Here is a 24,698-nt window from a genome sequence, read left to right as displayed (position 1 = left end):
CATAGAAGTGACGAAAATGACACGTAAAATTGAAAGTAAAATTGTTGCCTACAAAGTTAAGAGTAAAGAGCAAGCTCCCGTCGAACTGGTCGAGCTACCGCAACCAGACATTGAGACTATGCACGATGCGATGCAGCGTCCTGAAAAACTCATGGGCACAACCTACAAATTGAAAACCCCTGAACATGTTTCAGAGCATTCACTGTTTATAACCATCAATGACGTGATATTGAATGAGGGCAACGAACATGAAGTCCGCCGACCATTTGAAATTTTCATAAACAGCAAGAGCCTCGAGCACTACCAGTGGATTGTTGCACTGACCCGCATCATCTCTGCTGTTTTTCGCAAAGGTGGCGATATCGCTTTTCTTGTTGAAGAACTACGCTCGGTTTTTGACCCAAAAGGTGGTTACTGGAATAACGGCAAATATGTCCCCTCGCTTATCGCCGAGATTGGTAACGTTATCGAGCAGCACTTGATGGAAATTGGGATGCTAAAAAATCCGGAAATGGATGAACATCAAAAGGCATTTCTTCAGGCCAAACGCGCAGAAAGTGACGCTAAAGCTTCTGACGAAAAAGCTCAAAACACGGGTTTCCCGCCCAGCGCAACCCTGTGTAATAAGTGCCATAACAAATCAGTGATTGTTAAAGACGGCTGCCAAACCTGCCTGAACTGCGGCGATTCTAAGTGCGGTTAAACGGCGTTTTTCTAGCCAGTCGTTACCGACTGGCTTCTTCTTCCCCAACAATTTACTAAATACTTCTTTTTACAACATTCACTTAGCAACTTATTAAAAAATTATTATGAACAGCGTTTGATTTTATCAGGTTCTTTCTATAAGATGCGCACAAATTTTGAACAGTGTATTTTATAGGTTAATTCAATGAAAAAGATTTTATTAACATCAATCATCGTCAGTCTTGTTGGATGCGGTGGGGGTGGAGACTCATCTCCAACACAAAAAACTGACATACCAGCAGTGCCCAAAATGTCGCTAACACCATTAAAGGGGACGGTAGCGAATACGCAAAAATCGCTTAACGCTATCGACAGTTATCCGGCATATGAAGACCCCGCTGACGCGCGGGGCAACATCGACAATCAGGATCATAACTTCTTTGGTCAAGACAACATGAATACCTGTATTGCATACATGCACCTAACGAATGTTACCGCAAATGGCTATGATGCGGACAAAGAGCAAGAGTATTCAAAATATTTATCCCAACAACTCATTGAGCAATTCCGGTATGCTAAGGGTATTAGTGGCGCAGACGGGTTTGTGAATCAAAACGGGGTTGAAGCTAAAGATTGGATTTCACACTTTTACTACAAAGCCAACAATTACGACTGTGATTCAAGAACGGGTACTCATTATGATTCTGTTGAGAGGGAAAAAAATGGCATAGTCAACCTTCGTCTGGCTTTCAGCGCTAAAGACGATGACGGTATTCAGTTCAACAGGGTTAAATATACTGGTTGGCAAAATGACACCAAGAACAATGAAGTAGCAGGCATGACAAAGTCATCGACAAAAGGTGGGCTCGTTTACAATCACAAGCTTCGCAGCTTCAAGACTGAAGATGTTAAGTCAGTTGATTTGGTTGATGACATCTACCAATCAACTGGAGAAAACAACAAAGATTGGCAACACCTATCTAAAAGCTATTTCTCCGAAGGCGTCTTGGATAATCATAATTACCAAATAGTCGGTGGTAATATCATTTCAGCATACGGTAAAAGCCCGGAAGACAAAGAAACGACCTACTATGCCGTGAACATGGTGTCAGCATTTGTCGACGGAGTGGGTACTAAAGTTAGCTGGTGTACTGTGGGGACCGGAAACAAATCCGATCATCTGCCACAAAATACCTTTAACAGCATTCGTGAAAGCGGTGATATGGGGGCAGCGTACTGTGATCCTATTAAATCCGAAAACAGCAAGACACAATATTACGACCTAACGGGTCAACCTATCACTGAGATAGGCCAGAAAAACTTCGTTGATAACGGAGTTCGAGCGCTCGAAACCTCCGTAGATAAATTTTCAAAGACAACGACGCTGTATAGCGGAAAATCTCAACAAGAGTACTTCGACAACCAGCAACTGGCTAACGAGGTTGATCAACTGAAGGTAGACTTAGCGATTAATTAATTTCACAACTGACTGGCCAAGCGACAAAATGGCATCATCACGATGCCCTTTTTGATTCAGTGTTTGGCCGTCAAAACAAACAGGTCGATATGACCTTGGTGTCTTGGGTCCATTGGTCTTATGGGGTTAGCATTGTGCCAAAGTTGGTGGTCATCCAATAAAGCGACGTCACCATCATCAAGGGCTAAGGTAAAAAATGGCCTTTCCGTCTTGTCTTTATAAACAAGAATTTCTCCTCCCTGCACATTTGCCCTGTCTATCGACGCGATGGCGATATGATCGAATCCATCCTGATGAATACCCTCAGGAGAAACAGGCGTGATTTCATCAAAGGTAATGACGCGCATCTGATGGATTTCAATTGGATTATCGTCATTGAGCTCATTATGCTCTTTGAAGAGCTGACAAAGCTCAAAAAGCCCCGTCGAGCCAATAACACCCTCTTCTAATTCTTCAAAATTTCTTACAACGCCTCCCTGATGGTGATTAATGTTTTCAGATTGGCAAAACGACTTATGAGCAAGATGCTCCAGCTCATCATGGTGACAACGAACGACCGAATAGCGCCTCAGTCTGTATTGTCCGTCTGCATAAGGTGTGGTTGGCAATTGCGCAAAGGATGGTTCGAGTTCTCTCACGCTTTGTTCACTGATATGACAAAGCTGCATCATATAGTCGGCTTGGGACATATGCATCTCCTCTTCACATCAATCAGAGGTTACAAAATGAAACCTCTTTGTATTAATAAAAAGATTAGTAGCATCTGTTGGACTGACCAAGGTTCACCATATTGTTAAAGCTATCAATTTGACAAAAACAGAATGAATCACTGGATAACGTCATATTAGAAGTATGTAAGCAGGATAAAAACTGTGATTTAACACCTAGTCATTGAGGTCTGATAAAGCGGTGACCTTCACATCACTCTCTGAAATCTCTAAAAAGGATTGAGGGGATACACTTCGCCAACCCGAGCGGTTTTCATCAAACGGCTCAGAAGCCATTACAACTGCATCAGGCGTTGTTTTATAGAAAAGTGTTGGTGGTTTGCTATCGCTGGAATAACGCACGCCGAATATTTTATTGCCATTAGACAAGGCAATACAGGCTTTGAAAGGTTCATCTATGTTTTTTGAGGCCATCGCTTGCTCAACAATGCTCAATGTTTCGACCATGGCTTGTCTCGGATTGGCATCAAGCCCGTTTTGCAATAAAAGCAGAAACAGTAATTCGCTGTCTGTTGTTCCACGCCTTAATAGATACCATTCTTCCTTAAGTTGTCTTTCTAATCCCATACGCAAAGTATCAAAGTGTGGGATTTGCCCATTGTGCATAAAAGACCATTTTGACCATGTAAATGGGTGGCAGTTTTCTCTGGAAGTTGTCGCACCAGTGGATGCTCTAACGTGGCCCAAAAAACAGGCTGATCGCGTGTGCTCAGCAATCGACTTAAGGTTTTTATCAGCCCATGCGGGGAGAATTTCATGGTAAGTGGCTGGTGTCGCTTTTTCACCATACCAAGCAAGACCAAACCCATCAGCATTAACTGTTGTGACAGCTTTTACTGCATCTTTACTTTGACTGACCAAACTATGTGCTGGCTGATATAAAAGCTCATCTAGAAAGACAGATTTACCGATATAGCTCATCCAGCGACACATAGTTACTAATCCATTATCTATTCGAAAAATTAATTTCTCCAAACTATCACAAAGTAATAACAAACTCTCTATTTCATTTCCTACACAGAGCAATGCATGCCAAAGCAACAGAAACAAAAAAGCCACCCGCATGGGTGGCTTTGAAATCACTTAAGTTTCAGTGATTACTGGCTCTTTGGATCAATTGCGTCTTGGAGCGCATCACCAAAGAAGTTTATTGCCATAACTGTCATGGTAATTGCTATACCCGGGTAAATCGCCAAACCAGGAGCTTGCCAAATGGTCTCTTTCGCGTTATTCAGCATATTTCCCCATGATGGGGTTGGAGGCTGAATACCCATACCTAAAAAAGAAAGTGCTGCTTCACCCAGAATAACGCCACCCACCCCCATTGTCGTTGCGACAATCACAGGCGAAATAACGTTAGGTAAAACATGTCTAAAAATAATAGTTACCGACGAAGCGCCGTAACCGACAGCTGCTTTTACATATTCACGTTCTCGGACCGAAAGCGTACCAGCACGAACAAGGCGAGCAGTCTGAGGCCAGCCAAGGATACAGAAAATAATTGTTAACTTAGCTACTGCGAAAAAATCACTACGGGCGATGTCAGCAGGCACACCCAGTTTTTCCGGATCGATAGCTGATAAAACAATGAGTACAGGCAGACCAGGTAGTGAAAGCACAAAATCAGCAAAACGCATCAGTACTGAGTCGGTTTTACCACCAAAATAGCCAGCACAGATACCTATCGTGGTACCAATTATCGACATAAATAAGGCTGTGACGACAGCAAAGCCAAGAGAAATTTGCCCCGCATAGAGCAACCTTAAAAATACATCCCGCCCCAATTCGTCTGCCCCTAGCCAAAACTCAGCCCCTGCAGGTTCATAACGGCTAAAGAAACTTACCTCAAAAGCATCATTACCTAAAAAAGAAGAAAATAATGGTGCTGAGACGCAAATGATCAGTAAAAATAAAATGAATATCCCACCCGCAACACCAACTTTATGTTGGAGGAGGCGATTAAACATCAATTGCCTTGGGGTCAACGCCTTCTTCGACTTGGGTTGCTCAGTGGCCGCCGATGCACTTGTTATCGTCGTCATGCTGAAGCTCCTTTTGTTAGATCGATACGTGGGTCAAGTTTGCTGTATGCAACATCGGCTAAGAGGTTCCCTAGTAACATGTTGATCGTTAAAACGATAATACACAATAAAGCGACGTTGTAATCACTACCGTTAATTGAATCAAGCAGCACTTTCCCCATACCTGGCCATGAGAAAAGTGTCTCCGTAAGGACAGCACCGCCGAGGACGGTACCAAAGTCCAAAGCAATGATGGTAACAACAGGAATTAAGGCATTCTTGAGCACATGTTTTCTGATAACACGGCTTTTTGATGCACCTTTGGCGATTGCCGTGCGAACATAATCTTGTCTCAGTACATCAATAGTACTAGCACGCATGTAACGTGAAATAGAAGCAATACTAATAATAGACAGTGTCGTTGCGGGTAAGATGTAGTGCTTTGCTGCAAACCAGAAGCTGTCGTCACCTTCTCCAGCTCCTGTTCCGCCCGCAGGCAATAGTCCGAAGCTCACAGAAAAGACCAGCATCAACATCAAACCCATCCAAAATGCGGGTATCGAAAAGCCAAGAAATGCAATAAAGCTCGTAAAATAGTCTAGGAAAGATTTCGGCCTAAGAGCTGCAATAATGCCGAATGGAATACCCAAAAGAATCGCAATAATAGTAGAAAGACCAACCAGCTTAATGGTATTCCAAGCTGCTGGTAGTATTACATCGATTGCCGGCTGATAGTAGAAGCGAGAGTATCCGAAATCTCCTTGGAGTCCATTGATAAACCAATGCCAGAATCTCACCAGAATTGGCTGATCGAGACCCAGTTGAGCTTTTAGACGTGCAATGTCCTCGGGTTTAATATCAGGATTCGAACTTATCATTAAATCAATCGGGTCACCCGGCATTAACCCCATCAATGCGTAAGTACAGAACATAACCAGAAACAAAATCAGAAGGCTGTGAAGCGTTCTGTGAAGTAAAAATATCATTGTGTAACAACCTCCCGGTCAACAGTTACTTCTGTATGCGCTGCAACCTCAGGAAAATGGCAACTTACAGTATGCGAATTACTTTCTGAAACCGGAGCACTGGCAGGCTTCTCGGTACGACAAAGGTCAGTTGCTTTTGAGCAACGGGGATTAAATGGACAACCCGCTGGAGGATTAATTGGGCTGGGTACATCGCCCTGGAGAGCTAGGCCCTTTTTGCGACGACCTGTCCCTACTTCCGGCACTGCATTTAGCAATGCTCTGCTGTAGGGGTGAGCTGGATTAGTGAAGAACTCGGTACGAGGTGCGCTTTCAACCACCTGGCCAAGATACATAACCACTATAGTGTCAGCGAGATAATCAACGACCGCCATGTCGTGACTAATAAAGAAGAACGATAGATTTCGTGTTTGTTTCAGTTCGGTAAATAAATTAAGTATCTGGCTTTGCACAGAGACGTCCAAAGCGGACAGCGGTTCATCTGCAATGATTAACTTAGGGTCAAGAACAAGTGCTCGGGCAATACAAATACGCTGACGTTGACCACCCGAGAATTCATGAGGATATCGGTCAAGGGCATCTTCGCTCAAACCAACTGCTTTGAGGCATTCAAGCACTTTGGCTTGACGCTGAGCTTGGGTGCCTATGTTATACACTTCCAGTGGCTCGGCAACCAATTGAGAGATTGGCATTCTTGGGTTTAACGCTGAGAACGGGTCCTGAAACACAAGACCAAGCTTCTTCCTGAGTTCTTTGAGTTCATTTTTTGATAATGTTCGAGGGTCAACGCCTGCAATTTCCAATTCGCCGTCTTTTGGTGACTCAAGTAACGACACAATTCGGCCTAAGGTGGACTTCCCACAACCGGATTCACCCACCACAGCCACAGTCTCTGCTTCATCAATCGTCAGAGAAACATCTTTTACTGCATGAAGCGTCTGAGTTGATTTGCCAAAAAAGTCTTTTTTGCCTACGGGGTATCGTTGGCAGACGTTTGTTAATTTCACTAGTGTCATAGACGATATCCTCAAGGGTGGTGACAGGCGACACTGTGGACTGCACTCAGTTCCACTTCTTCGGGCATTTCTGCCATACAGGTCGGCGTTGCTCTGGTGCATCGGTCAGCAAACGGGCAACCCGAACCACGTTGATCAAGAGGTGGCACAGCGCCGGGTATGGAAGGTAGCGCTCCACGAGGCATTCCTATCCGAGGCAGCGTGCCAAGAAGTCCAATGGTATATGGATGCTGTGGGTTAGCAAAAAGCTCTTCAGCGGTCGCTCTTTCAACCACACGTCCCGCATACATAACAACTACATTTTCAGCCAACTGAGAAACAACACCAAGGTTGTGGCTGATAAATTGAATAGCAGTTCCTGTGGTTTCACGTAACTCTTCGAGCAGGTCGAGTACCTGCGCCTGAACAGTCACATCTAAAGCCGTTGTAGGTTCATCTGCGATGATAAGAGAAGCTTACACGCCAGAGCCATGGCAATGACAACACGTTGGCGCATACCGCCAGAAAGTTCGTGAGGATAGGCTTTGGCACGACGAACAGGGTCAGGAATGTGCACCACATTAAGCATTTCGATGGCTTTTTCTGCAGCCTCTTTCTTATTGCAACCCTGATGAAGTTCAAACATTTCGGCAACCTGTTCACCGACAGTAGTTACCGGGTTTAATGCAGTCATCGGCTCCTGGAAGATCATGGCAATGCCTTCGCCGCGAACTTTCTGCCATTGCTTTTCAGTATTTTCAAGCAGGTTTTTGCCATCGAAGATGACTTCACCGCTGGCTTGCATTACGTTTGGCTGTAATCCCATTGTCGTGAGTGCAGTCAGGCTTTTACCGCAGCCTGACTCACCGACGATTCCCAGGATCTCACCTTGCTTGATCTGGTAGCTAATATCGTTAACCGCAGGGTAGCCCCGAAAGGCTACCCGTAAACGACGTACATCTAAAATCGTCTTTTGCATGAACTGTCCTTACTTCTTAGACGTCCAGTTTTCTACCCAGTTTGTAGAGGCAAACTGGTGGCCAGTAGGTTGTACACCCTTCAGCCATTTTGGCATCACGTAACTGTTAGAACGGAAGTAAAGTGGCAGTACTGGTAGGTCGTCTGCATAGATTTTCTGCACTTCGGCGAACAGCTCAGCACGCTTCTCAGCATCCAGCTCTGTTTCGATCTGCACAGTCAGTTTATCCATGACAGGGTTGTTATAACCAGAGTAGTTACCACCACTCTTACCATTGGCCTCAGATGGGATATTTACTGAGTGAACCATATACTTCGGATTGCTCTCAGGTGATGAAGCCCAAGCGAACATAGCTAAACCGTTGTGGTCACCATTCGGCAGGGTCTCACCGAAGAATACACGCGCTGTTTGGTTCTTGATATTTGCGGTAATACCGACTTTTTTCCATTGTGATTGAAGAACTTGCTGAACAAGTTCGCGGGTCTTGTTGCCAGCAGTTGTCATCAGGTCAAACTCGAGGGCTTTGCCCTCTTTGTTGACCATCTTACCGCCTTTAAGACTGTAGCCAGCTTTACTTAGCAACTCTTTTGCTTTTTCTGGGTTGTAGTCGTATTTTGCCACATCATCAGTGTAAACCACATCAAGTGGACTCGCGCTACTGTGAGCAACAGGCTGTTGACCACCGAAGAGTTGCTCAACCAACTCTTCTCGGTTCATGCATGCATTAGCGCTTTACGCACTTCCTTTATAGCCAAGTGTTCGTTACTTAGGTTCGTGTCAAGGTGCTCGTACAATAAACCTGGTTGGTGTACAACGTTGTATTTGCTGCCATGACGCTTCTCGAACTGCAATGCTTGGTCAAGCGTCAAGCCAATTTCACCCGCGATGTAATCAACAGAACCAGAAAGTAGGTTTGCTTCCAATGCAGATGTATCAGTTACGATCTTAAACAACAAGTCGTCAAAGTCTGACTGTTTGCCTTTCCAATGAGGGTTCTTAACTGCTTTTACCAAAGTACCCGTTTGAACATCTTTTAGGATGTATGGGCCATTATACAATCCAGCAGTGGTTGGAGCAGTTAGATATTTACTCGTTTTGTGATAGCTAGTCGGGTCATTACGATAAAGTTCACCCTCAACATGATCAGGAATTAGCCCAGGCACGTAAGTGCTGTATTGGTAATCAACAACGTTCATGTAAACTTCGAAACGCTTCTCATCGAGAACAACAACTTTTTCCACTTTCTTCGCGTTAGATACACCCGGGTTACCCTGTACACGTGCATCTTTAGCAATCTCGCTCGCCAGAACAGCATCTTTAGATGTGACAGGTGTGCCATCGCCCCAGTAGAGATCATCTGGCAATGTGACAGTCATTTTGACGCCATCTTTACCATTTACTTTCACACGCTCAGCTAACCCATTCTCGAAAGTAGGAACGTCTAAACACGCAAGACACTCATGTGCCCACTCCGGGTTGAATACAACACCGCTTCGTAAAACTGAGGAAAGAACATAAGTACCTGCCACACTGTTGTTCAAAGTTGGATGCAGATTTTCTGGGTACTGTGACATACCGATTTTCAGCGTATCAGCCATCGCCGCAGCGCTACCCATAGCCAGTGGCGCAGCCATCGCTAATGCAATCAAAGTTTTTTTCATTTTCACTTCCCTATTGTGCGGGTTTTATTCCCGTTGTTTTAATAGATGAACATGTTGGTTTGCTCTGTGGGTGCGTATCCAACCGCAGCCACAGCAAATGTTACCCAGTTGTTATCTTAAAGATTACGAGGATTGTCGAGTGGGAATAGGTCAGAAATCGGTGCGACTTCATATAGTATCAAATGAAACCATGAAGTTGCTCCAAAAAATTGAAATGATTTCATTGTGATTTCAAGAGGTTTAACGTCACATAGAAAAAGCCCTACAGGCCCTATTTATTCTGGCTTGGTGAATAATTAACCGAGAATATGTTTAAAAAGTGTAGGTAAATAGCATGATGGAACACCGAGATTTGAATACAACTTTAGCATTAGAAGAAAAACTGACACGCTGGCTTCATAATGATGATGAAAGAATGCATGCACTCAGAACGGCTGCCAAACTCGATTTACCGCAATGGTGTCTTGCTGCAGGATTTGTCAGAAATCTCATTTGGGATACACTGCATGGATTTGAATACGCCTCAGCACTGGAAGACATTGACTTAATTTACTATGACGCTGGCGTAATATCCGAAGAGAGAGACCGCGATTTTGAACATGTCTTGCGCTCTATGAGTAACCACCCTTGGTCGGTGAAAAACCAAGCCAGAATGCATAAGAAAATTGGTGTAAAACCTTATCACTCTGTTGTAGATGCGATGAGCTACTGGCCTGAGGTTGAAACAGCAATAGGAGCTAAAATCAATCATCGTCAAGAAATTGAAATCATTTCGCCGTTTGCACTCCCACTATTAGTCAACACAACAGTAACCATCAATAGTAAGCATCCCGAACTAAATACAGCGAAAAATCGTGCTGCTGATAAAGGTTGGTTTAAAAAATGGCCAAAATTAGTGTTCAAGGACTAGCAGCAAAAAACTTCATCAGAAGAAATTATCCTTGAGGAGGAAAAATTTCATCACCAATCACTGTCACTCGATGAAGACGACGCGGTGTATCGCCGTAATCTGTGACGGCAAAGTGCTGTGTGCATCGGTTATCCCAAATCGCTACACTGCCTTTTTGCCAGCTAAATCTGACTTGAAACTTTTGATTTCTCGCGTGACTGAAAAGATCGCTAAGCAGTTTACTGTCCTTTGTTTCGTTCGTTCCTTCAATCTTGAGCGTAAATTGCTCGTTTATATATAAACTGAGCAGGCCAGTTTCTGGGTGCTTTGATATCAATGGGTGCAGCACTGATTCGATTGATTTTGATTTCTCAACCACACTGCTCTTGCCCTCTGCATCAATATCATCATAGCGACTCCCTTCAAACGCATGAAGGCCGTGTGTAGCAAGTTGTCCGAGAAGCTTTTGCTGCATCTCAAAAGATAAATGTTCAAACGCAGCCTCCATTGACGCCCAAATTGTATCTCCGCCCTCAGGTGGAATAATTTCTCCGTACAAAATAGAACATTTCGGTGGGGATTTTTGCCAAGTCATATCGGTATGCCAAAAGCTTTCTCCCGGAGGGTTTCCTCTCGTCGTCTCAATAACACTTACCTGAGGTGCGCCTTCAGCATGAGGAAAGAATGGATGAGGCTTTTCGATTTCTCCAAACCGTGCAGCAAATACAAGTTGCTGCTCTGGCGTCAAAGACTGATCTCTAAAAAAAATCACTTTATATTTGAGGAATGCAGCGTAGATTTGGGTAAATTGATCATGATTCACATCTGTTAATTTAATACCAGATATCTCAGCACCAATGTGAGTTGTCAAAGGGGTTATGCTAATCACATGTATCCTCAAGGCTAACCGCTTAGTTTTTTGATGAGCTAAAGATAACAGAAAGACAAACACAGAAATAATTTCAACATCGAATAGTGATGCTCTCTACCTATGGAAAGAGCATCATGTTGACATCACAGCATGTATTTCAGGTTAAATAAAAGATGAAGGGCGGTGTTTGGTACCGTCACTGAACCATCATCTAGGTCCAGTTTGGTGTATGAATAGGAAACCTTGCCTTCGACACCCAAGGAAAAACTGTCAACTGCCAGCAACTCTCGCTCTAGGCCAAACTGGGTCGTTATACCAGCAAGCTGATAATCTTCACTGGATTCAACGCCATCAATCGATATAGTCGGACTGGCTATTACAGGCCCCACACCACCTCTTGCGATCCAGTTGTTCATTTCGACAGCATAGTTCACATACACCAAATTAAACCCATGACTGATCTCAAAGTGATTCACCCCATGACTTAAGTTTTCAGGTGCAATAAAAAGCTTGTTGTGAATGAACTCAACTTCAAACGCTGATGAGTTATCCCACCTTCCTGCTTTTAATGAGTAATAAATTGGGACTTCTAATGCGGTCGATTTAAACTTTGCATCGGAGAAAATAATGTTTGATTTACCCTCTCTCTCAATTTCAATCTTCTCTTTCGCGTTATGCACATAACCCAACCCAAGAGATACCTCCCATCCCGCTTTAGACTCAAGGGCGAAAGCAGGTTGTGACAGCACAAAGAAAATGGGAGCGGAAGCGAGAACAAGATGTCTTTTCATATGTAACCCCAAAAGCCAATTGGCTAAAGCATAAGGAAGTGTTGTTTTAAAGGCGTATAAATAACGCAGTAAAAACCGAAACATATTTCTGTAATAATCGTACGGCAGCCTGTTGAATATAGTAGGCAGTTTTTTATCCATCTACCTTCATATCGCTTTATTCTATTGATTTAACTGCGAACCTGATCTCCTGCAAATTTCCACTGAAAACATACCATTTAACAATTTGTTTAATGCCACCATGCACATCAAGCCATCGAGAGTGAAATACACATTGGGTCTAGAATGTGACCCTGTCCGGTTATCACAATGAGGAAAGTCCAAAAACATCTCATTGGCTACCCCGAATCAATTATTTTTGATAGTATTTTGATAATAATTATCATTTGCAAGAATTTATCTATGTCGAAGTACTATTCAGAAGTTACTGTTATTTCAAATGACACCATCACACCAAACATGCACCGCGTAACGTTACGCGGTGAAGATCTTGTCTCTTTTCCCGACGATTGTGAGGGTGGCTATATAAAGTTTCTGTTCAATAAGCAAGGTGGAACGGATATCAGCGAATGCATACAGGCAGAGCAAAGGCCTGTTATGCGTACCTACACGATTCGGTCGTATAACAAGAATCAAGGACAAATAGACGTCGATTTTGTCCGTCATGAAATTGATGATCACAGCTGTGGATTCGCAGCGCGTTGGGCGCAAAATGTAAGAGCGGGTGAAACCATCAATATCGCTGGTCCAGGCTTAATTCAGAGCTTAAACCTCGAAGCCGACTGGTTCGCACTCGCCGCCGACATGACCGCTTTACCGGCACTTACGGCCAAGATTAAGCAGTTACCCAAAAATGCAAAGGGGTTTGCGGTAATAAAGGTATTAACAGAGGAAGATATTCAGCCGCTTTCTGCTCCAGATGGTATGACCGTTGTTTGGCTTACAGAAGGACAGTATCTCTCTGAACAAGTTCGGTCAATGCCATGGCTTGAAGGGACAGTGTCCGTCTGGACAGCTTGCGAATTTGATGACATGAGAGACCTAAGAAACTACTTCAGAAACGAGAAGGATGTAGATAGAAACAATATCTATATCAGTAGCTATTGGAAAAGTGGTGTCACTGAAGACGGCCATAAAGTCATCAAGCGACAGGATATGGAAGACCAAAAAGCATTAGCAGACGCCTAATGAAACATTGGCTTGACCATGACTATGGTCAAGCCGCTTTACTATGATGGTTAGCTAACGACAGCGACGTCGAGTGAATTAGATACATACTTTTTATACTGATATTGGACAATTACAATAGTAAGCACCGCAGCAATCACATCCGCCGCCACAATGGCGATAAATACACCTTTCAAACCTAACAATTCCGGCAGTATCAGAGAAAGTGGAACAAACAAGCAAATTACCCGGAGACTACTGAAAAATGTAGCCATCCTCGCCTGCCCATTTGCTTGGTAGAAGCCTGTCGCCAACATGCCAACCCCAATTAGTGGAAGCCCCCAGATACAATAATGAACAAAGTCGACACCGTATTGAATCAGCGCCTCCTCCTCAATGAACAGCCGCATTAATGCTTCAGGAAAGAACAGTACCAGTATGGTTGAACCCGACGCAAAAACTGTCATGGTGCAGAAGGCGACTTTGATCAATGCTTTCACCTCATCGTATTGCTTTGCACCAAGGCTGAACCCGCACAAGGTTTGAAAAGCGATCAGCATTGCTACAACAGGGAGAATCATGAATACAGATAATCGGCCGATCACACCGTAAGCAATGACCCAGTTCTCGTGGCCGTATTGTAAGAATTGCGTATTCACCAAGAACGTTTGAATGGCAACCCCAATCTGCGCAACCAAGGTTGGGAAACCTAAAAACATAATCGCAGGCCATGCGAATACGTTAAATGAAAAAAGGATTTGGGTGTTTGCTTTGCCACGCATATACATAGCCAAAGCAATCAGTGATGATATAAGACCCGCGATGATCGTTGCATAGGATGCACCTGTTACACCCCAGCCAAGAACAGTGACAAAAAGGAAGTTGAACAAGATATTTAGTAATGACGATGACAAAAGGATCATCATCATTATTTGCACCTTACCCTCAGCGCGATAAAAGTCAGCCAATATTGGCAATAAAAAGAAAACTGATGAAGCAATTAAGATCGGTTTGGCATATTCAACAGCAAAATCATAGAACACAGGTTCGATTGACATAGCAGTGAGGACTTCAGGGAGAAAAAACATCCCAGCGACAGTGAATATGATCGAAAACACTATACCAAATTGAATGGTATGGCCCGCAGTCTCTCCTGCTTGTTTTAGGTTTGTTTGCCCGATCAGCTTGCTCATTGCTGCAGCCATTCCTGCTGAGAGCATTGTTGCAATGGCTGCGATAAGAAGTTGAAGAGGTAGAACAACAGTTACTGCCCCCATCGCAGTTGGGCCGACCCATCGACTGATAAAAATACCGTCAGCAACATTGTTAATACCGACAATCAAGGTACCAATGATAATAGGAATTGCAGTTTTTAAAAATTTAGATAACGTTGAACCTGAAGCATCCATTTACTCTCTCTCACCGCTCATTTTTACAGAAACAGAATCAAACGTAATAAAAGCTATCATTATTCGGTCATAAATAATTGATAATTCTTGCTACTTTAACGTTTTTTTATGCCACCACTTTTTGGAAAGTGGAAATGGTGAGATTGGCGGACAACTGACGTTTTGATTGCAATGCAAACCCATAGTTCTCGTAAAGCCTCACTGCAGGAAGATTACCCTCCCCGTTGACACAGAATAGACGCCTCGCGCTCCGCAGCAGAACCTGAGCATAGCCTGACCAAACCCACGACGGAAGTGTTCAGGCGATACCACTAAACGATCAATGTTTTTGGCATTTGTATTGCGCTCCAATACAAGAGTGGATATTTCTAGTACTGCCACTAACGTATTTTCAACGTAGAGGCCCCAGAAAATTCCTTCACTTTTCTCAATGTCATCAGTTGATTCATTGAGCGGAGGGAATGTTTCTAACCCCAACAAGTCACATTCAATACGATATGACTGAAGTGAGAGCTCGAGAATGTCGGACGCAACAGAATGATTTCTGTGGTTCAGTTTTATTATGTTTTGGTTCATGATTATGACGAGTAGGTGTTTACTTCACAGTACACGAAATAGTCACGGCCTGAGAGTAATTAGCATTGAAATCAAGTTTCTTTCGCAATATTTATGGCGCATTAGTTAGCTAATAAGCCAAATCAATTGCGAAGTTTGATGTCTGTTATTTCCACCAGCTTGATATCGGTGGGGCTTCGCCAATGACAAGTCGCTCGCCCATCTGCGGCGCTACCATGGTTACATCTCTCTTCTTACTGCTTTGGAAAGCTTTTAACAATGGTTCATTCCAATCATGTGTAGAGAGATCAAATGTACAATTATGAATCGGCATCATGACCTTACCATTGAGGTCAATATGCGCCTGTACGCTTTGTTCAGGAAACATATGAACAAAAGGCCAACGACTATTGTAAGCACCTGTTTCAATTAGCGTCAGATCAAATGGACCATATTTTTTTCCGATCCTTTTGAAGCCGCCAAAGTAGCCAGAGTCACCACTGAAGAAAACCCTTGCATTTTCACCGAGCATGACCCAACTCCCCCAAAGCGTGTTGTCTTTTTTAAGCACGCCCCTGCCCGAAAAGTGTTGCGCTGGCGTCAGCACAAATTCAGTGTTTTTAACTGATACCGATTCCCACCAGTTCAGCTCAATGATTTTATCCGGCCTCACCCCCCACTCGACGAGGTAAGGCTTGACTTTTAATGGCACTAAAAACACCGCAGTTTTATCAGCAAGCGCTTCGACGGAACCTTGGTCAAGATGGTCATAATGATCATGACTGATCACGACAACATCAATGGGAGGTAAGTCCTCGGGACGAATGGGTACGGGATGAAAACGCTTTGGCCCAACCCATTGGGAAGGCGATGCGCGTTCGCTGAACATGGGATCGGTAAGGATTAACTGCCCATCAAGTTTTAGCAACAACGTAGAGTGACCGATTCGGTACACAACATTCTGTTTTTCTACCGTTAACTGATCGGCTGTGATTGTCTGAACGGGAAGAGGTTTTATGGGTTCGGGGCGTAAACGTTCAGAAGACAAGTAGTCTTTAGCAACAGCGAGAAGCGAACCAGCACCCGGTCTTTCTACATATTCAGTGTTTATAAAAACATCCGGGTATTGCCTCTGATCTGACGTATTCGCTGAACAGGCAGTCAATAGCATCAATGCACATGACATCATTGGCCAAGGTGATAGCCACAAATTTATTTTCATCATCCAATGCGTATTCTTCATTCCATTAGACGCTAAGGTTATCGCAATTAAACAGAAAGGAATTAATCAAAGATGCGAATAAGATAGTCGAGGAGACAAGAAGAAAAAAACCTCACAAAGTGAGGCTTTCTATGAGTTCACAAAGATAGACGCTGTTAGAATTGATAACCCATATTCAACATTAGAGATTCAACGATATCTCCGTCAGTTTCAGCCAGCATGACTGAGCCTCCGAACTGAGCACCCGGTTTGTTCTGCCCATTAACGTAATAGACATATTGTGGTGCAACGAAGACTTGAAACTCACTGTCGTCATTAACCGTGTTATAACCTGAACCAACATGGACACCGACAGCGTGTTTTCCTTCACCGGGGAAAAGAAGTGCGGTATTCAAATAGCCAGCACCCACTCCGCAATCCGAATTAAAGTCGTTACCTGATGTTTGAACCAATGCCAAACAACCCGCTGATGCGTAAACCATCGCATCTGACACATTCATGCCATAATACGCACCAACACCGTTGAAGTTAGAACCCATCCCCAATCCGAAGTTGTGTTCTGTCGCGGCGGCAGAGCCGGAAAAGGCACCGAGCCCCATAGCCGTGGAAAGCAAAATTCCTGCAAGTTTCATTTGGTGTACCTATAGAGTAAAGAGAAACATCCGGCCACACCTAGCTATATAAACTTGAGTGCGTAGGGTTTTAGGTACCAACCATAATACTTTTTGCGCGGATATGAGTCTTTAGTGTCAAAGGTTGGAAGCAATAAGTTGAGATATGCCTCTAAATTTCACTTTGATGAATGGGTTGTTGATGGACGAACGAAACATGGGAAAAGCCAATCATTCACCTATGCCCACTTGATCGAAGATGGAACAGTTTCTCCCAAAGCGTAAAGATGTCGAATGAGTTGTCCTTCGTGCATGGTTTCATGTTCGAGTAAGTGGACGAGTAAGTCATCTCGTTCTTCTGTCCATACCTTTACTGCTGCAAGAGCATCATCGAAACTGCGTGACGAATCGTCTAATGCCTTTTTGATCTCTGAGTAATTGGAATCTGATTTGAGTGAGCAGGCAAAACCATCCCATTTACCATTCAGCAAAGCCCGAGTATAACTTTCCCTCGCGCCAACGATACACCACATGTGCTCACCAACCGATTTGCTCATAGCAACAGGCAATTGCAACGTCAGAGAGTCCTCTGCAATTTGTTCAAACAACAAGGAGTAACTTCTAAATCTTTGGCGGATGTTTTTAACGACTGTATCTCTCATTCTTACATCTCAATGCATCTCTTAATATCAATCAAATCATGCGTGATAACACAGTAATCGACGAGATATTATTGGTAGTTGGATGACACTTTACGAGTGACACCTAGATTTGGTTTTGAGTCGAGTTCTCTGATACTGACACGATTAAAAAAGGTGAATAGCCTTCAATAAGCTGGCACGGACGTTCAATCTTATAGAGTCTAATCAGTCATGGGTAACAGACATAACGTACATTATGACGTATGGAGGCTGATTATATCTGGCCATTGTCATTGATTTGTTCTGAAGGCGTGTGATTGGTTGGTCGATGAAAAGCCGAATAACGAAAGAATTGGCTCTGGATGCTCTGTTGATGGCAATTTGGCGTCGCTCGCCAATAGATTGGGAGCGAGTCTAACCTATTTTTTGGATTCAACTCAGTTCGGTTGACTAGCCCATATCAATGTAAATTGAGGAAGTAATTGATTAATCTTAATCTCATTACTCTTATTCTGGTAATATCATGTGACTGGCGGATGTACCCACTGTCAACTATTCAATTAACATCGTTATTGTAATCTTACTTTTAGTCTTTTATGCCGTCCACAAAGAAAATTAATCTATGGCGGAAAAAATATTTCTTGCGATTGTGTGTTTCCTTGGAGGACAGGGCATTGGAAGACAAACTAAAAAATAGCAATATATAAATGAATTGTAAGATAGCCCCAGCTTTTAGCTGGGGCTTATAAAATTAAGATAAGTAGTAAATTTACTCGGTTACATCTTTATCAACAGCTGCAATTTTGTAGCTTAGTATTTCTGGTCCATGGATATGATTAAACTCTATACTTGTTGGAAAATAAAATATTATATTAGTATCATTTTCAATAGCAGCACAATTACTAGAGCCACAAACTAGAAGAGTCATCTTCCGTTTCTTTCCATCTAATTTAATATTAATCTGCCTTGGTTTTTCAAAGCTATTATCGATATGGTTACTAATCGTACTCTTGGCACTAAAGTTATTTACCTTATGTACATGGACTAAGTAAGAAAATAGTAACACTACTAAAAGAGATACAATTAGAATAGGAAAAACCGTATTTAAAACATTTTTTCCACCTTCATAAATCGTATTTTTCCCAGCTTCTTTTGAAAAATTAAAGTATTTTAATTTAAGAGAACTTAGATATTTCAACGCCATTCCATGGATAAATAACATTGATATAATAACTGCGGTTAATATATAGATGTAGTTATTAAGGTCCATATATGAATCTAAAAATATCAATAATCCTTTATATAAAATCTCACGATAGCTTTTTTCTAGCAGGCTCGATTCTAACCCCATCGAGTTAATATACCCGTGGTAGCCAGTGGTACCAACAAGGTAAAAAAAGACAGTTATGATGGCTAGGAGGATCGCGCTATCAACTTTTAGTAACTTGGTCATATATTCTCTTTGCAGTAAAATCTCAACCGTTGAACATACACATAAATCTCAATTTATTAATAATTTCAATTCATTAAATTGGTTTGAGTCGAAAAAAGATGAAATCAAAATCAGTGTGGTTGCTTCACATTACTATCCAGATAGATTTATATACCTAATAGTGAAGACGCTCCGAACATTCTAGGAGAGCTCTAACACGGTATAGGTTGGCTAAGTGTCTCAAACAAACAAGCCCCGGCCAAAAGCAAGGCTTTTCTATAAACCTAAAAAACTCTAAAATGTTAAGTGACGGGTTCTTTTTCCTCGGTCTTCTCTATGTATGCAAGAAGATCATTCATTGTGTTGTTATCAGTGATAAAAAGATTCGAGCAATAGCTGTTTTCATCAGCACCAGACAATTTACTCATTGTCATAACAACTGAAAAATCATCACAATTTTTTTCGACTCTGAGAACCTTATTAGCTCCCTCTTGATGTTTATATGTGCTTTCAAATTTTTCCTTATCTACGTTAAATAGAGCTGAAATCGAGTTGTCGGAAAATCTAGGAATATCAGCAACAGCACACACATTACTGATATTTTTAATATCCAAGTTAGCATTAAAAATCATACCTAATCCTTCAAAAAAGGTACTATCGTTCACCATATAATATGAAGCGATAGAAATAATAGGTTCATTAGTCTTAAATCCTGGTATCGGAGAGCACTGAGGATTTCCTATGGTTGCAGGTCCAAGTACATTTGTAGATGTGCCTTTTGCTGCTGATTTATCAACGTTATCCATATATGGGAAACCAAGATCAGTCAGAGGTTTCGAAGTAATATTATAAACTTCAAAACTAAAGTGGTATTCTTTAAATAGCTGATTGATTAAAAGATCAATTACAATTGCTATAACCGCTACGACTATTAGCTCTCCACCAAATGCAGCACCATTTAATAGTTGAGCCATCAACGTTTCTTCTAAATCAAACTCAATTTCAATTCCCGCAACATCGAGTTCTTGATACAAATCCTGTAAAGCCCCTTGATCGGGCTCAATTGCCTCTAAGCCCTGTGGCGCATGTAAATCTTCGTGTACGATATTTTGGAGTTCAATTTCTCGCATGCCAGGTTGAATCCGATCATTAGCAAACAAACGACTCATTTTATTAATAAACATTTTGGCGCCGGCTAACAGTAATTTTTCTGCGGCAATACTGAGACCAAGGTCAACTCCACCCTCAATAAGGTACTTCTGGTACCAAGTAAGCCCAGAACTAGAAGAAAACTGTACGTGAATAACGCGATTATGGTGAACCTTGTCTGCACCAACGACTTTAGCCAATTCATCATCTAATTTAGAGGTAACAAACGAGCAATAACAATCCCCATCTTGTATGTAGCGGGCAGGCATTCCATCTACCTCACCGTCAATCCAGTCTTGATCATTACCCTTTCGCATAACGGTTAGCAGATCACTCAGGTCATTCTTCGAGTTTTTGACTAGATTATGAAGTTTAGATGTAGAGTCTCCACCATTTTTATATGCTTCATGAACAGCCTTTACGGCGTCATTTTTTAGTGCAGCTCCATTGGCTACAACGGGAACATAAGTAAAGTTAAACTTCTTGGATTGTTTTTCAGATGTATCTTGTCCCAATTTTTTGTTCCTCATTTCCTAGTGTTTTATCCAATGATGATAATCTTTCGGTTCACGTAGATTGACCTTTACAACGCAATGTGAAACTCAATAGATACAGGGTAATCTCGTCATCTGTTGGCGGAAAATATCTGGAGCTAGCAAGAATGAAACCAACTGATGGGTGGCTATTGCTTTTTACAAAGCGTTCAATTACCCCATAATCAAACTGCTTCGCTCATGTCAGTTCCCTTTGTTTTGTCTGAAGACGCCTTAACTATTAACCCAAATCAATGCCTAGTTAATTACACATCATTACACCAATAAACCGTACATCACTCGAAAACCTCATCCCAGAACATGCTGACTATCATCTACCCATAAAAACCTGCAAAAACAGCTACTAAACACACAATAAATAATTACAAACTGCAATTAACACTTCACACTTTGTGACGTATCCTTGGGCGGTAAATGTCTAGATTTCTGTTAACCACCCTCAGGTGGTTGTTTTATTTATCAAGGAAAAGGAAAAACGATGAAAACGTTTGTTGGTATAGGTATTGGGTTGGTCTGTTCAGTCTTGGCGGCGGTGCCAGTGATGGCGTCGCGTGGGCACAAGCCGCTGAGTTATTCTCAGGTATGGGCGGCGGAAATCATGGGTGCGCCAATCCTCTATATCTAGTGACTCTCTTATTCTTCGGATATATCGATTGGCGCCAGAGATAGTGATAGGAATATTGAAGTTTTGGCCGGGGAACAAATAGTCATCTCAAGCCATCATTAATCTCTCGATGATTGGCTTAGCCACCGGTGGGATTGGGCGCCGAATTTCATTCCCCATCTTGCTTATCTCTTTTGGCACCGTCCAAATGCCTGTTTCTAGATCAAAATGGCTTCTTTTAGCCAGCCTAAGCTCTGATAGTCGATTTCCTATCAACATGGTGAGCTGATGCAGTGATTTGTTCGCAGTGCTCGCTTGGCTTCTCTCTATGGCTATCCAAATCTTAGCTAGTTCATGCCAACGCAATACCCTACTTCCCTTTTCCGACGGTATGCCCACATCTTGTTGGCGAAGCATTTCAAGCTTAGTACCGTTGATGATGAATTTGCTCTTGCAGAAGTTCAGACAGGAGCGAAGCTTGGAGAACGCGGAGTTAGCAAATTTACGATTGTGTTCGGAAATCTTGTCGAACCATTCCATCCACTCTCGCGGACTTATCTTTTCAACATCTTTGTCAGGAAAAACGTTGAGGTAGTAGTTTTTAGCGAAGGACTTATAAAGCTCTTGGGTACCCTTTTTCAGATGAACTACTGTGGGTTCTAGCCAGTAGTTTACACAATCATCCAGAGTGGTGAATTCATTATCTCCGGTGAGGGCAATTTCTGGGTTCTTAACCTCTTCTCTCAACTCAACCATGCGCTTATGGATTTGTCTTGCATCCTTGAGGTTAACTATCGGATACTTCCCGAATCTAAACCTTTGATTGATGCCATTGAATCTGCATCGATATTGAAAAGTGACTAAGGCTTTCGGCGAAACAATAGCAACTAAGCCATTTCCGTCTTTTAATCAAAAGGCCGCATCATAGCTTTCTGATTTTGATATGGCTCTTATAAACTCACAGAGATAGCCTCGAATCATTTGGACGCACCACTTTTCAAATTTGGGTACATCATTGGACGTAAATATCAATGATTAAACGGGTTTCATCAATTTCGTTGCTGTAAAAATGACACCTTAGCGTACAGCAAACCATTAATTTATAAGGGGTTAAGCCTCTTTTGCAGGTTACCTTTTTCGACCTATGAATAATTCAGATCAACCTACATTCTTCTTCTTTGATTACGAAACGTTTGGTACCAGCCCGGCATTAGACAGGCCTTGTCAGTTTGCGGGCGTTAGAACCGATATGGATTTCAACATAATTGGTGAGCCATTAGTCATCTATTGCCAGCCTCCTAATGATTACCTACCCAACCCTGAAGCATGTTTGATAACGGGCATTACCCCACAAACAGCTGTCTCTAAAGGTCTTCCAGAACCCGAGTTCATTGCGAAGATCCACGAGCAGTTATCTCTTCCTGGGACGTGTGCAATTGGTTATAACAATATCCGGTTTGATGATGAAGTAACCCGATATACGCTATATCGTAACTTCTTTGATCCGTACGGTTGGAGTTGGCAAAACGGCAACTCGCGTTGGGATTTACTTGATGCCTTGCGAGCTTGTTATGCGTTGCGTCCAGAAGGCATTCAATGGCCTTTGGATGATGAAGGCAAAATCAGTTTTAAGCTAGAAAAACTATCTGTCGCAAACGGCATCGAACACAGTAACGCGCATGATGCGATGGCAGATGTAATCGCAACTATTGAAATGGCGAAGCTGTTTAAAAAAGCGCAACCGCGACTGTTTGATTACCTCTATCAACATAGAAATAAAAACAAGCTGACATCAATGATTGACGTGGTGAATATGAAACCATTGGTGCATGTATCGGGTATGTTTGGTGTAAACCGGAGCAATACAAGCTGGATCGTGCCGGCTGCCTGGCATCCTGAAAATAAAAATGCAGTCATTACTATCGACCTTGCTCAAGACCCTTCACCTCTCTTTGAATTAGACGCTCAGGCGCTCAAGGAGCGCCTCTATACAAAACGTGAAGACCTAGGCCCTGACGAATTACCTGTGCCAATCAAACTTGTTCATATCAACAAGTGCCCGGTGCTCTCTGAAGCAAAAACGCTGAGGCCTGAAGACGCAGAGCGGTTGGGTATCGACAGGCAAAAATGTCTTGAGAACCTCAAACTAATACAATCCCAACCAGAAATTCGAGAAAAACTTTTAAAGATTTTTGTGACAGATGAAAATTATAAAACGTCTAATAATATAGACAGCATGTTGTATGAAGGATTTTTTTCTCCTGCTGATCGTTCAACGATGGAAATTGTTCGTCAAACATCACCGGAAAACCTTGCCGCCTTCGAACTAAATGTCTCAGACAGTCGAATCGCACCATTGCTCTTTCGCTACCGCGCACGAAATTTCCCTTGGACCTTGAGTGATTCTGAGCAGCGAAAGTGGCATTTCCACAGAAGGGATTATTTTGAAGAGAATCTGCCTGCACTTATGGCGAGTCTAGAGCAGTTGGGTGAGCAACATCAGGGGGACGAGAAAAAGATGGCGGTACTTAAATCAGTTTATCATTATATTGAGTCTCTAGTCAGTTAGTTTGCCTGAAAAACCATCCATATTTCCGTGTCTTAAGGTAAAGAAAGTTCATAAATTTCTCACTTTATTCATTTGAATTTTTGTGAATTGCGTCCACACTTTTAATAAACGCACTTGAGAATGGGACGAGCCGATGACAACAAAAGTAAATAGCCGCTGCTACCGCTTCTCGGGCGTTGTTTTTGAGCCTGAAAGCCGCTCTTTGATTTGGACTGACAGCAGCGTAACAAATTTGTCGTATGAAGAATGCCGTCTGCTAGAGATGCTCTGTCATCATGCTGGAGAAGTCATATCTTCGAGGGTCTTATTTGCTTCGACAACGTTGTCTGATGCGTCCTACTCTCAACATCAGAACACGCTGTGTTCATTGCTAGGTAAATCATATCGAGACGGAGAAAAAGTGCTTCCACTCGATATGGTAGGTGATTTTGGATACCGAGTATCTCTACCACAAAGAACATACCAAAAGAATCAAACGCCCGCTGAGATTTCTGATGAGCAAGCGGAATCTGTAGATCTCGCGCTTGCTGCGCCGCAAGAAGATGAAGAACAAACGCCGAACATTTTCGGCCGAGCCAGTGCAGTTGTCATGTGTGTGGGCATATTTGGCTTCTTACTCTACACCTTGCATACAATCTGACGTTTTATTGATCAAACCATCTATGAAAGGCGGTCATTTCTCTTTAGAATGACCGCCTTTTCT

22 protein-coding genes and 4 pseudogenes are annotated in these 24,698 nt (G+C 42.6%); 8 read left to right on the top strand and 18 right to left on the bottom strand.

All coding sequences use genetic code 11. From position 1 onward, the window contains the following. Nucleotides 1-16: 16 nt before the first annotated feature. Nucleotides 17-703 carry a TSCPD domain-containing protein gene (locus CS022_RS03985; RefSeq protein ID WP_129121200.1) on the top strand — a complete coding sequence of 229 codons (687 nt, stop codon included), beginning with the start codon at nt 17-19 and terminating at the stop codon, nt 701-703. Nucleotides 704-889: 186 nt separating this feature from the next. Then, entirely contained in the window at nt 890-2,161 is a 1,272-nt protein-coding gene (locus tag CS022_RS03980; protein WP_129121199.1) for a hypothetical protein, read from the top strand. Between the two features lie 56 nt (nt 2,162-2,217). Here the strand turns inward: CS022_RS03980 and CS022_RS03975 are convergent, their stop codons facing one another. The 7 genes and pseudogenes from CS022_RS03975 to CS022_RS03945 all read right to left on the bottom strand — a co-directional run bounded on the left by CS022_RS03975 (nt 2,218) and on the right by CS022_RS03945 (nt 9,246). Beyond that, a complete protein-coding gene (locus tag CS022_RS03975) occupies nt 2,218-2,850 on the bottom strand; it encodes a 2OG-Fe dioxygenase family protein (protein ID WP_129121198.1) in 633 nt (210 codons plus the stop codon). Between the two features lie 195 nt (nt 2,851-3,045). After that, the gene (locus tag CS022_RS03970; protein WP_129121197.1) at nt 3,046-3,822 is read right to left on the bottom strand and encodes a class II glutamine amidotransferase; all 777 of its coding nucleotides are present in this window, start codon (nt 3,820-3,822) and stop codon (nt 3,046-3,048) included. Nucleotides 3,823-3,986: 164 nt separating this feature from the next. Beyond that, on the bottom strand, nt 3,987-4,931 hold the full coding sequence (locus tag CS022_RS03965; protein WP_129121196.1) for an ABC transporter permease: 945 nt from the start codon (nt 4,929-4,931) through the stop codon (nt 3,987-3,989). Further along, nucleotides 4,928-5,896, bottom strand: a complete 969-nt coding sequence (locus tag CS022_RS03960) for an ABC transporter permease (protein ID WP_129121195.1) — start codon at nt 5,894-5,896, stop codon at nt 4,928-4,930. The genes CS022_RS03965 and CS022_RS03960 overlap by 4 nt, the downstream gene beginning before the upstream one ends. Next, nucleotides 5,893-6,912, bottom strand: a complete 1,020-nt coding sequence (locus tag CS022_RS03955) for an ABC transporter ATP-binding protein (protein WP_129121194.1) — start codon at nt 6,910-6,912, stop codon at nt 5,893-5,895. The genes CS022_RS03960 and CS022_RS03955 overlap by 4 nt, the downstream gene beginning before the upstream one ends. An 11-nt stretch (nt 6,913-6,923) precedes the next feature. Continuing rightward, nucleotides 6,924-7,870: pseudogene (locus CS022_RS27615) on the bottom strand (ABC transporter ATP-binding protein). Nucleotides 7,871-7,879: 9 nt separating this feature from the next. Beyond that, nucleotides 7,880-9,246 (bottom strand): annotated as a pseudogene (locus tag CS022_RS03945) (peptide ABC transporter substrate-binding protein). A 619-nt stretch (nt 9,247-9,865) separates the two neighbouring features. On the opposite strand from CS022_RS03945, the gene CS022_RS03940 reads away from it, so the two are divergent. Continuing rightward, on the top strand, nt 9,866-10,441 hold the full coding sequence (locus tag CS022_RS03940) for a nucleotidyltransferase family protein (RefSeq protein WP_201746204.1): 576 nt from the start codon (nt 9,866-9,868) through the stop codon (nt 10,439-10,441). A 25-nt stretch (nt 10,442-10,466) separates the two neighbouring features. Here CS022_RS03940 and CS022_RS03935 read toward each other — a convergent pair whose 3' ends face one another. Then, nucleotides 10,467-11,309, bottom strand: a complete 843-nt coding sequence (locus CS022_RS03935) for a TauD/TfdA dioxygenase family protein (protein WP_201746203.1) — start codon at nt 11,307-11,309, stop codon at nt 10,467-10,469. Nucleotides 11,310-11,434: 125 nt separating this feature from the next. Beyond that, nucleotides 11,435-12,223: a hypothetical protein gene (locus CS022_RS03930; RefSeq protein WP_161569555.1), complete on the bottom strand. Its 789-nt coding sequence runs from the start codon at nt 12,221-12,223 to the stop codon at nt 11,435-11,437. 261 nt (nt 12,224-12,484) lie between these two features. Here CS022_RS03930 and CS022_RS03925 point away from each other — a divergent pair, with 261 nt between their 5' ends. Beyond that, the gene (locus CS022_RS03925; RefSeq protein WP_129121191.1) at nt 12,485-13,270 is read left to right on the top strand and encodes a siderophore-interacting protein; all 786 of its coding nucleotides are present in this window, start codon (nt 12,485-12,487) and stop codon (nt 13,268-13,270) included. A gap of 50 nt (nt 13,271-13,320) precedes the next feature. On the opposite strand, the gene CS022_RS03920 is transcribed toward CS022_RS03925, so the two are convergent. The 5 genes from CS022_RS03920 to CS022_RS03900 all read right to left on the bottom strand — a co-directional run bounded on the left by CS022_RS03920 (nt 13,321) and on the right by CS022_RS03900 (nt 17,708). Further along, nucleotides 13,321-14,658: an MATE family efflux transporter gene (locus CS022_RS03920; protein WP_129121190.1), complete on the bottom strand. Its 1,338-nt coding sequence runs from the start codon at nt 14,656-14,658 to the stop codon at nt 13,321-13,323. Between the two features lie 198 nt (nt 14,659-14,856). Continuing rightward, nucleotides 14,857-15,234 carry a GNAT family N-acetyltransferase gene (locus CS022_RS03915; RefSeq protein WP_129121189.1) on the bottom strand — a complete coding sequence of 126 codons (378 nt, stop codon included), beginning with the start codon at nt 15,232-15,234 and terminating at the stop codon, nt 14,857-14,859. Between the two features lie 145 nt (nt 15,235-15,379). Continuing rightward, complete coding sequence (locus tag CS022_RS03910; RefSeq protein WP_408057210.1) at nt 15,380-16,435, bottom strand: MBL fold metallo-hydrolase; 1,056 nt, start codon at nt 16,433-16,435, stop codon at nt 15,380-15,382. Between the two features lie 155 nt (nt 16,436-16,590). Continuing rightward, nucleotides 16,591-17,067 carry a hypothetical protein gene (locus CS022_RS03905; protein ID WP_129121188.1) on the bottom strand — a complete coding sequence of 159 codons (477 nt, stop codon included), beginning with the start codon at nt 17,065-17,067 and terminating at the stop codon, nt 16,591-16,593. 218 nt (nt 17,068-17,285) lie between these two features. Then, nucleotides 17,286-17,708 (bottom strand): DinB family protein, encoded by a 423-nt coding sequence (locus CS022_RS03900; protein ID WP_129121187.1) that lies wholly within the window; start codon nt 17,706-17,708, stop codon nt 17,286-17,288. Between the two features lie 166 nt (nt 17,709-17,874). Between CS022_RS03900 and CS022_RS03895 the strand changes: the two are divergent. Beyond that, nucleotides 17,875-18,084 (top strand): annotated as a pseudogene (locus tag CS022_RS03895) (DDE-type integrase/transposase/recombinase); the annotation flags it as partial. 372 nt (nt 18,085-18,456) lie between these two features. On the opposite strand, the gene CS022_RS03890 reads toward CS022_RS03895, so the two are convergent. Both CS022_RS03890 and CS022_RS03885 read right to left on the bottom strand, forming a co-directional pair. Next, nucleotides 18,457-19,140 carry a hypothetical protein gene (locus tag CS022_RS03890; RefSeq protein WP_129121186.1) on the bottom strand — a complete coding sequence of 228 codons (684 nt, stop codon included), beginning with the start codon at nt 19,138-19,140 and terminating at the stop codon, nt 18,457-18,459. A gap of 281 nt (nt 19,141-19,421) precedes the next feature. Next, entirely contained in the window at nt 19,422-20,783 is a 1,362-nt protein-coding gene (locus tag CS022_RS03885; protein ID WP_129121185.1) for a hypothetical protein, read from the bottom strand. A 517-nt stretch (nt 20,784-21,300) separates the two neighbouring features. On the opposite strand from CS022_RS03885, the gene CS022_RS25870 reads away from it, so the two are divergent. Further along, nucleotides 21,301-21,447, top strand: coding sequence for a hypothetical protein (locus CS022_RS25870; protein WP_235869241.1), 147 nt, complete (start codon nt 21,301-21,303; stop codon nt 21,445-21,447). Between the two features lie 87 nt (nt 21,448-21,534). Here the strand turns inward: CS022_RS25870 and CS022_RS03880 are convergent, their stop codons facing one another. Then, a complete protein-coding gene (locus CS022_RS03880) occupies nt 21,535-22,182 on the bottom strand; it encodes a tyrosine-type recombinase/integrase (protein ID WP_235869240.1) in 648 nt (215 codons plus the stop codon). Beyond that, nucleotides 22,162-22,323, bottom strand: a pseudogene (locus CS022_RS27610) (Arm DNA-binding domain-containing protein); the annotation flags it as partial. The pseudogene CS022_RS27610 and the gene CS022_RS03880, both read right to left, overlap by 21 nt. Before the next feature lie 247 nt (nt 22,324-22,570). Between CS022_RS27610 and sbcB the strand changes: the two are divergent. Further along, nucleotides 22,571-23,995: an exodeoxyribonuclease I gene (gene sbcB, locus CS022_RS03875; RefSeq protein WP_129121184.1), complete on the top strand. Its 1,425-nt coding sequence runs from the start codon at nt 22,571-22,573 to the stop codon at nt 23,993-23,995. Nucleotides 23,996-24,128: 133 nt separating this feature from the next. Continuing rightward, nucleotides 24,129-24,635 (top strand): winged helix-turn-helix domain-containing protein, encoded by a 507-nt coding sequence (locus CS022_RS03870; protein WP_235869239.1) that lies wholly within the window; start codon nt 24,129-24,131, stop codon nt 24,633-24,635. Nucleotides 24,636-24,698: the final 63 nt, after the last annotated feature.

Source organism: Veronia nyctiphanis (assembly GCF_004116385.1).
Classification (GTDB): domain Bacteria; phylum Pseudomonadota; class Gammaproteobacteria; order Enterobacterales; family Vibrionaceae; genus Veronia; species Veronia nyctiphanis.
Note: the sequence above shows the minus strand (reverse complement) of the source record. Positions and strands in the feature narration are given on the sequence as shown.

Coding starts and splice junctions, on each gene's coding strand:
- CS022_RS03870 (WP_235869239.1), top strand. CDS start 24,129: ATGACAACAAAAGTAAATAGCCGCTGCTACCGCTTCTCGGGCGTTGTT.
- CS022_RS03925 (WP_129121191.1), top strand. CDS start 12,485: ATGTCGAAGTACTATTCAGAAGTTACTGTTATTTCAAATGACACCATC.
- CS022_RS03930 (WP_161569555.1), bottom strand. CDS start 12,223: ATGGATAAAAAACTGCCTACTATATTCAACAGGCTGCCGTACGATTAT.
- CS022_RS03940 (WP_201746204.1), top strand. CDS start 9,866: ATGATGGAACACCGAGATTTGAATACAACTTTAGCATTAGAAGAAAAA.
- CS022_RS03905 (WP_129121188.1), bottom strand. CDS start 17,067: ATGAAACTTGCAGGAATTTTGCTTTCCACGGCTATGGGGCTCGGTGCC.
- CS022_RS03915 (WP_129121189.1), bottom strand. CDS start 15,234: ATGAACCAAAACATAATAAAACTGAACCACAGAAATCATTCTGTTGCG.
- CS022_RS25870 (WP_235869241.1), top strand. CDS start 21,301: ATGAAAACGTTTGTTGGTATAGGTATTGGGTTGGTCTGTTCAGTCTTG.
- CS022_RS03955 (WP_129121194.1), bottom strand. CDS start 6,912: ATGACACTAGTGAAATTAACAAACGTCTGCCAACGATACCCCGTAGGC.
- CS022_RS03910 (WP_408057210.1), bottom strand. CDS start 16,435: ATGAAAATAAATTTGTGGCTATCACCTTGGCCAATGATGTCATGTGCA.
- CS022_RS03980 (WP_129121199.1), top strand. CDS start 890: ATGAAAAAGATTTTATTAACATCAATCATCGTCAGTCTTGTTGGATGC.
- CS022_RS03880 (WP_235869240.1), bottom strand. CDS start 22,182: ATGGTTGAGTTGAGAGAAGAGGTTAAGAACCCAGAAATTGCCCTCACC.
- CS022_RS03920 (WP_129121190.1), bottom strand. CDS start 14,658: ATGGATGCTTCAGGTTCAACGTTATCTAAATTTTTAAAAACTGCAATT.
- sbcB (WP_129121184.1), top strand. CDS start 22,571: ATGAATAATTCAGATCAACCTACATTCTTCTTCTTTGATTACGAAACG.
- CS022_RS03970 (WP_129121197.1), bottom strand. CDS start 3,822: ATGTGTCGCTGGATGAGCTATATCGGTAAATCTGTCTTTCTAGATGAG.
- CS022_RS03985 (WP_129121200.1), top strand. CDS start 17: ATGACACGTAAAATTGAAAGTAAAATTGTTGCCTACAAAGTTAAGAGT.
- CS022_RS03965 (WP_129121196.1), bottom strand. CDS start 4,931: ATGACGACGATAACAAGTGCATCGGCGGCCACTGAGCAACCCAAGTCG.
- CS022_RS03960 (WP_129121195.1), bottom strand. CDS start 5,896: ATGATATTTTTACTTCACAGAACGCTTCACAGCCTTCTGATTTTGTTT.
- CS022_RS03900 (WP_129121187.1), bottom strand. CDS start 17,708: ATGAGAGATACAGTCGTTAAAAACATCCGCCAAAGATTTAGAAGTTAC.
- CS022_RS03975 (WP_129121198.1), bottom strand. CDS start 2,850: ATGTCCCAAGCCGACTATATGATGCAGCTTTGTCATATCAGTGAACAA.
- CS022_RS03890 (WP_129121186.1), bottom strand. CDS start 19,140: ATGACCAAGTTACTAAAAGTTGATAGCGCGATCCTCCTAGCCATCATA.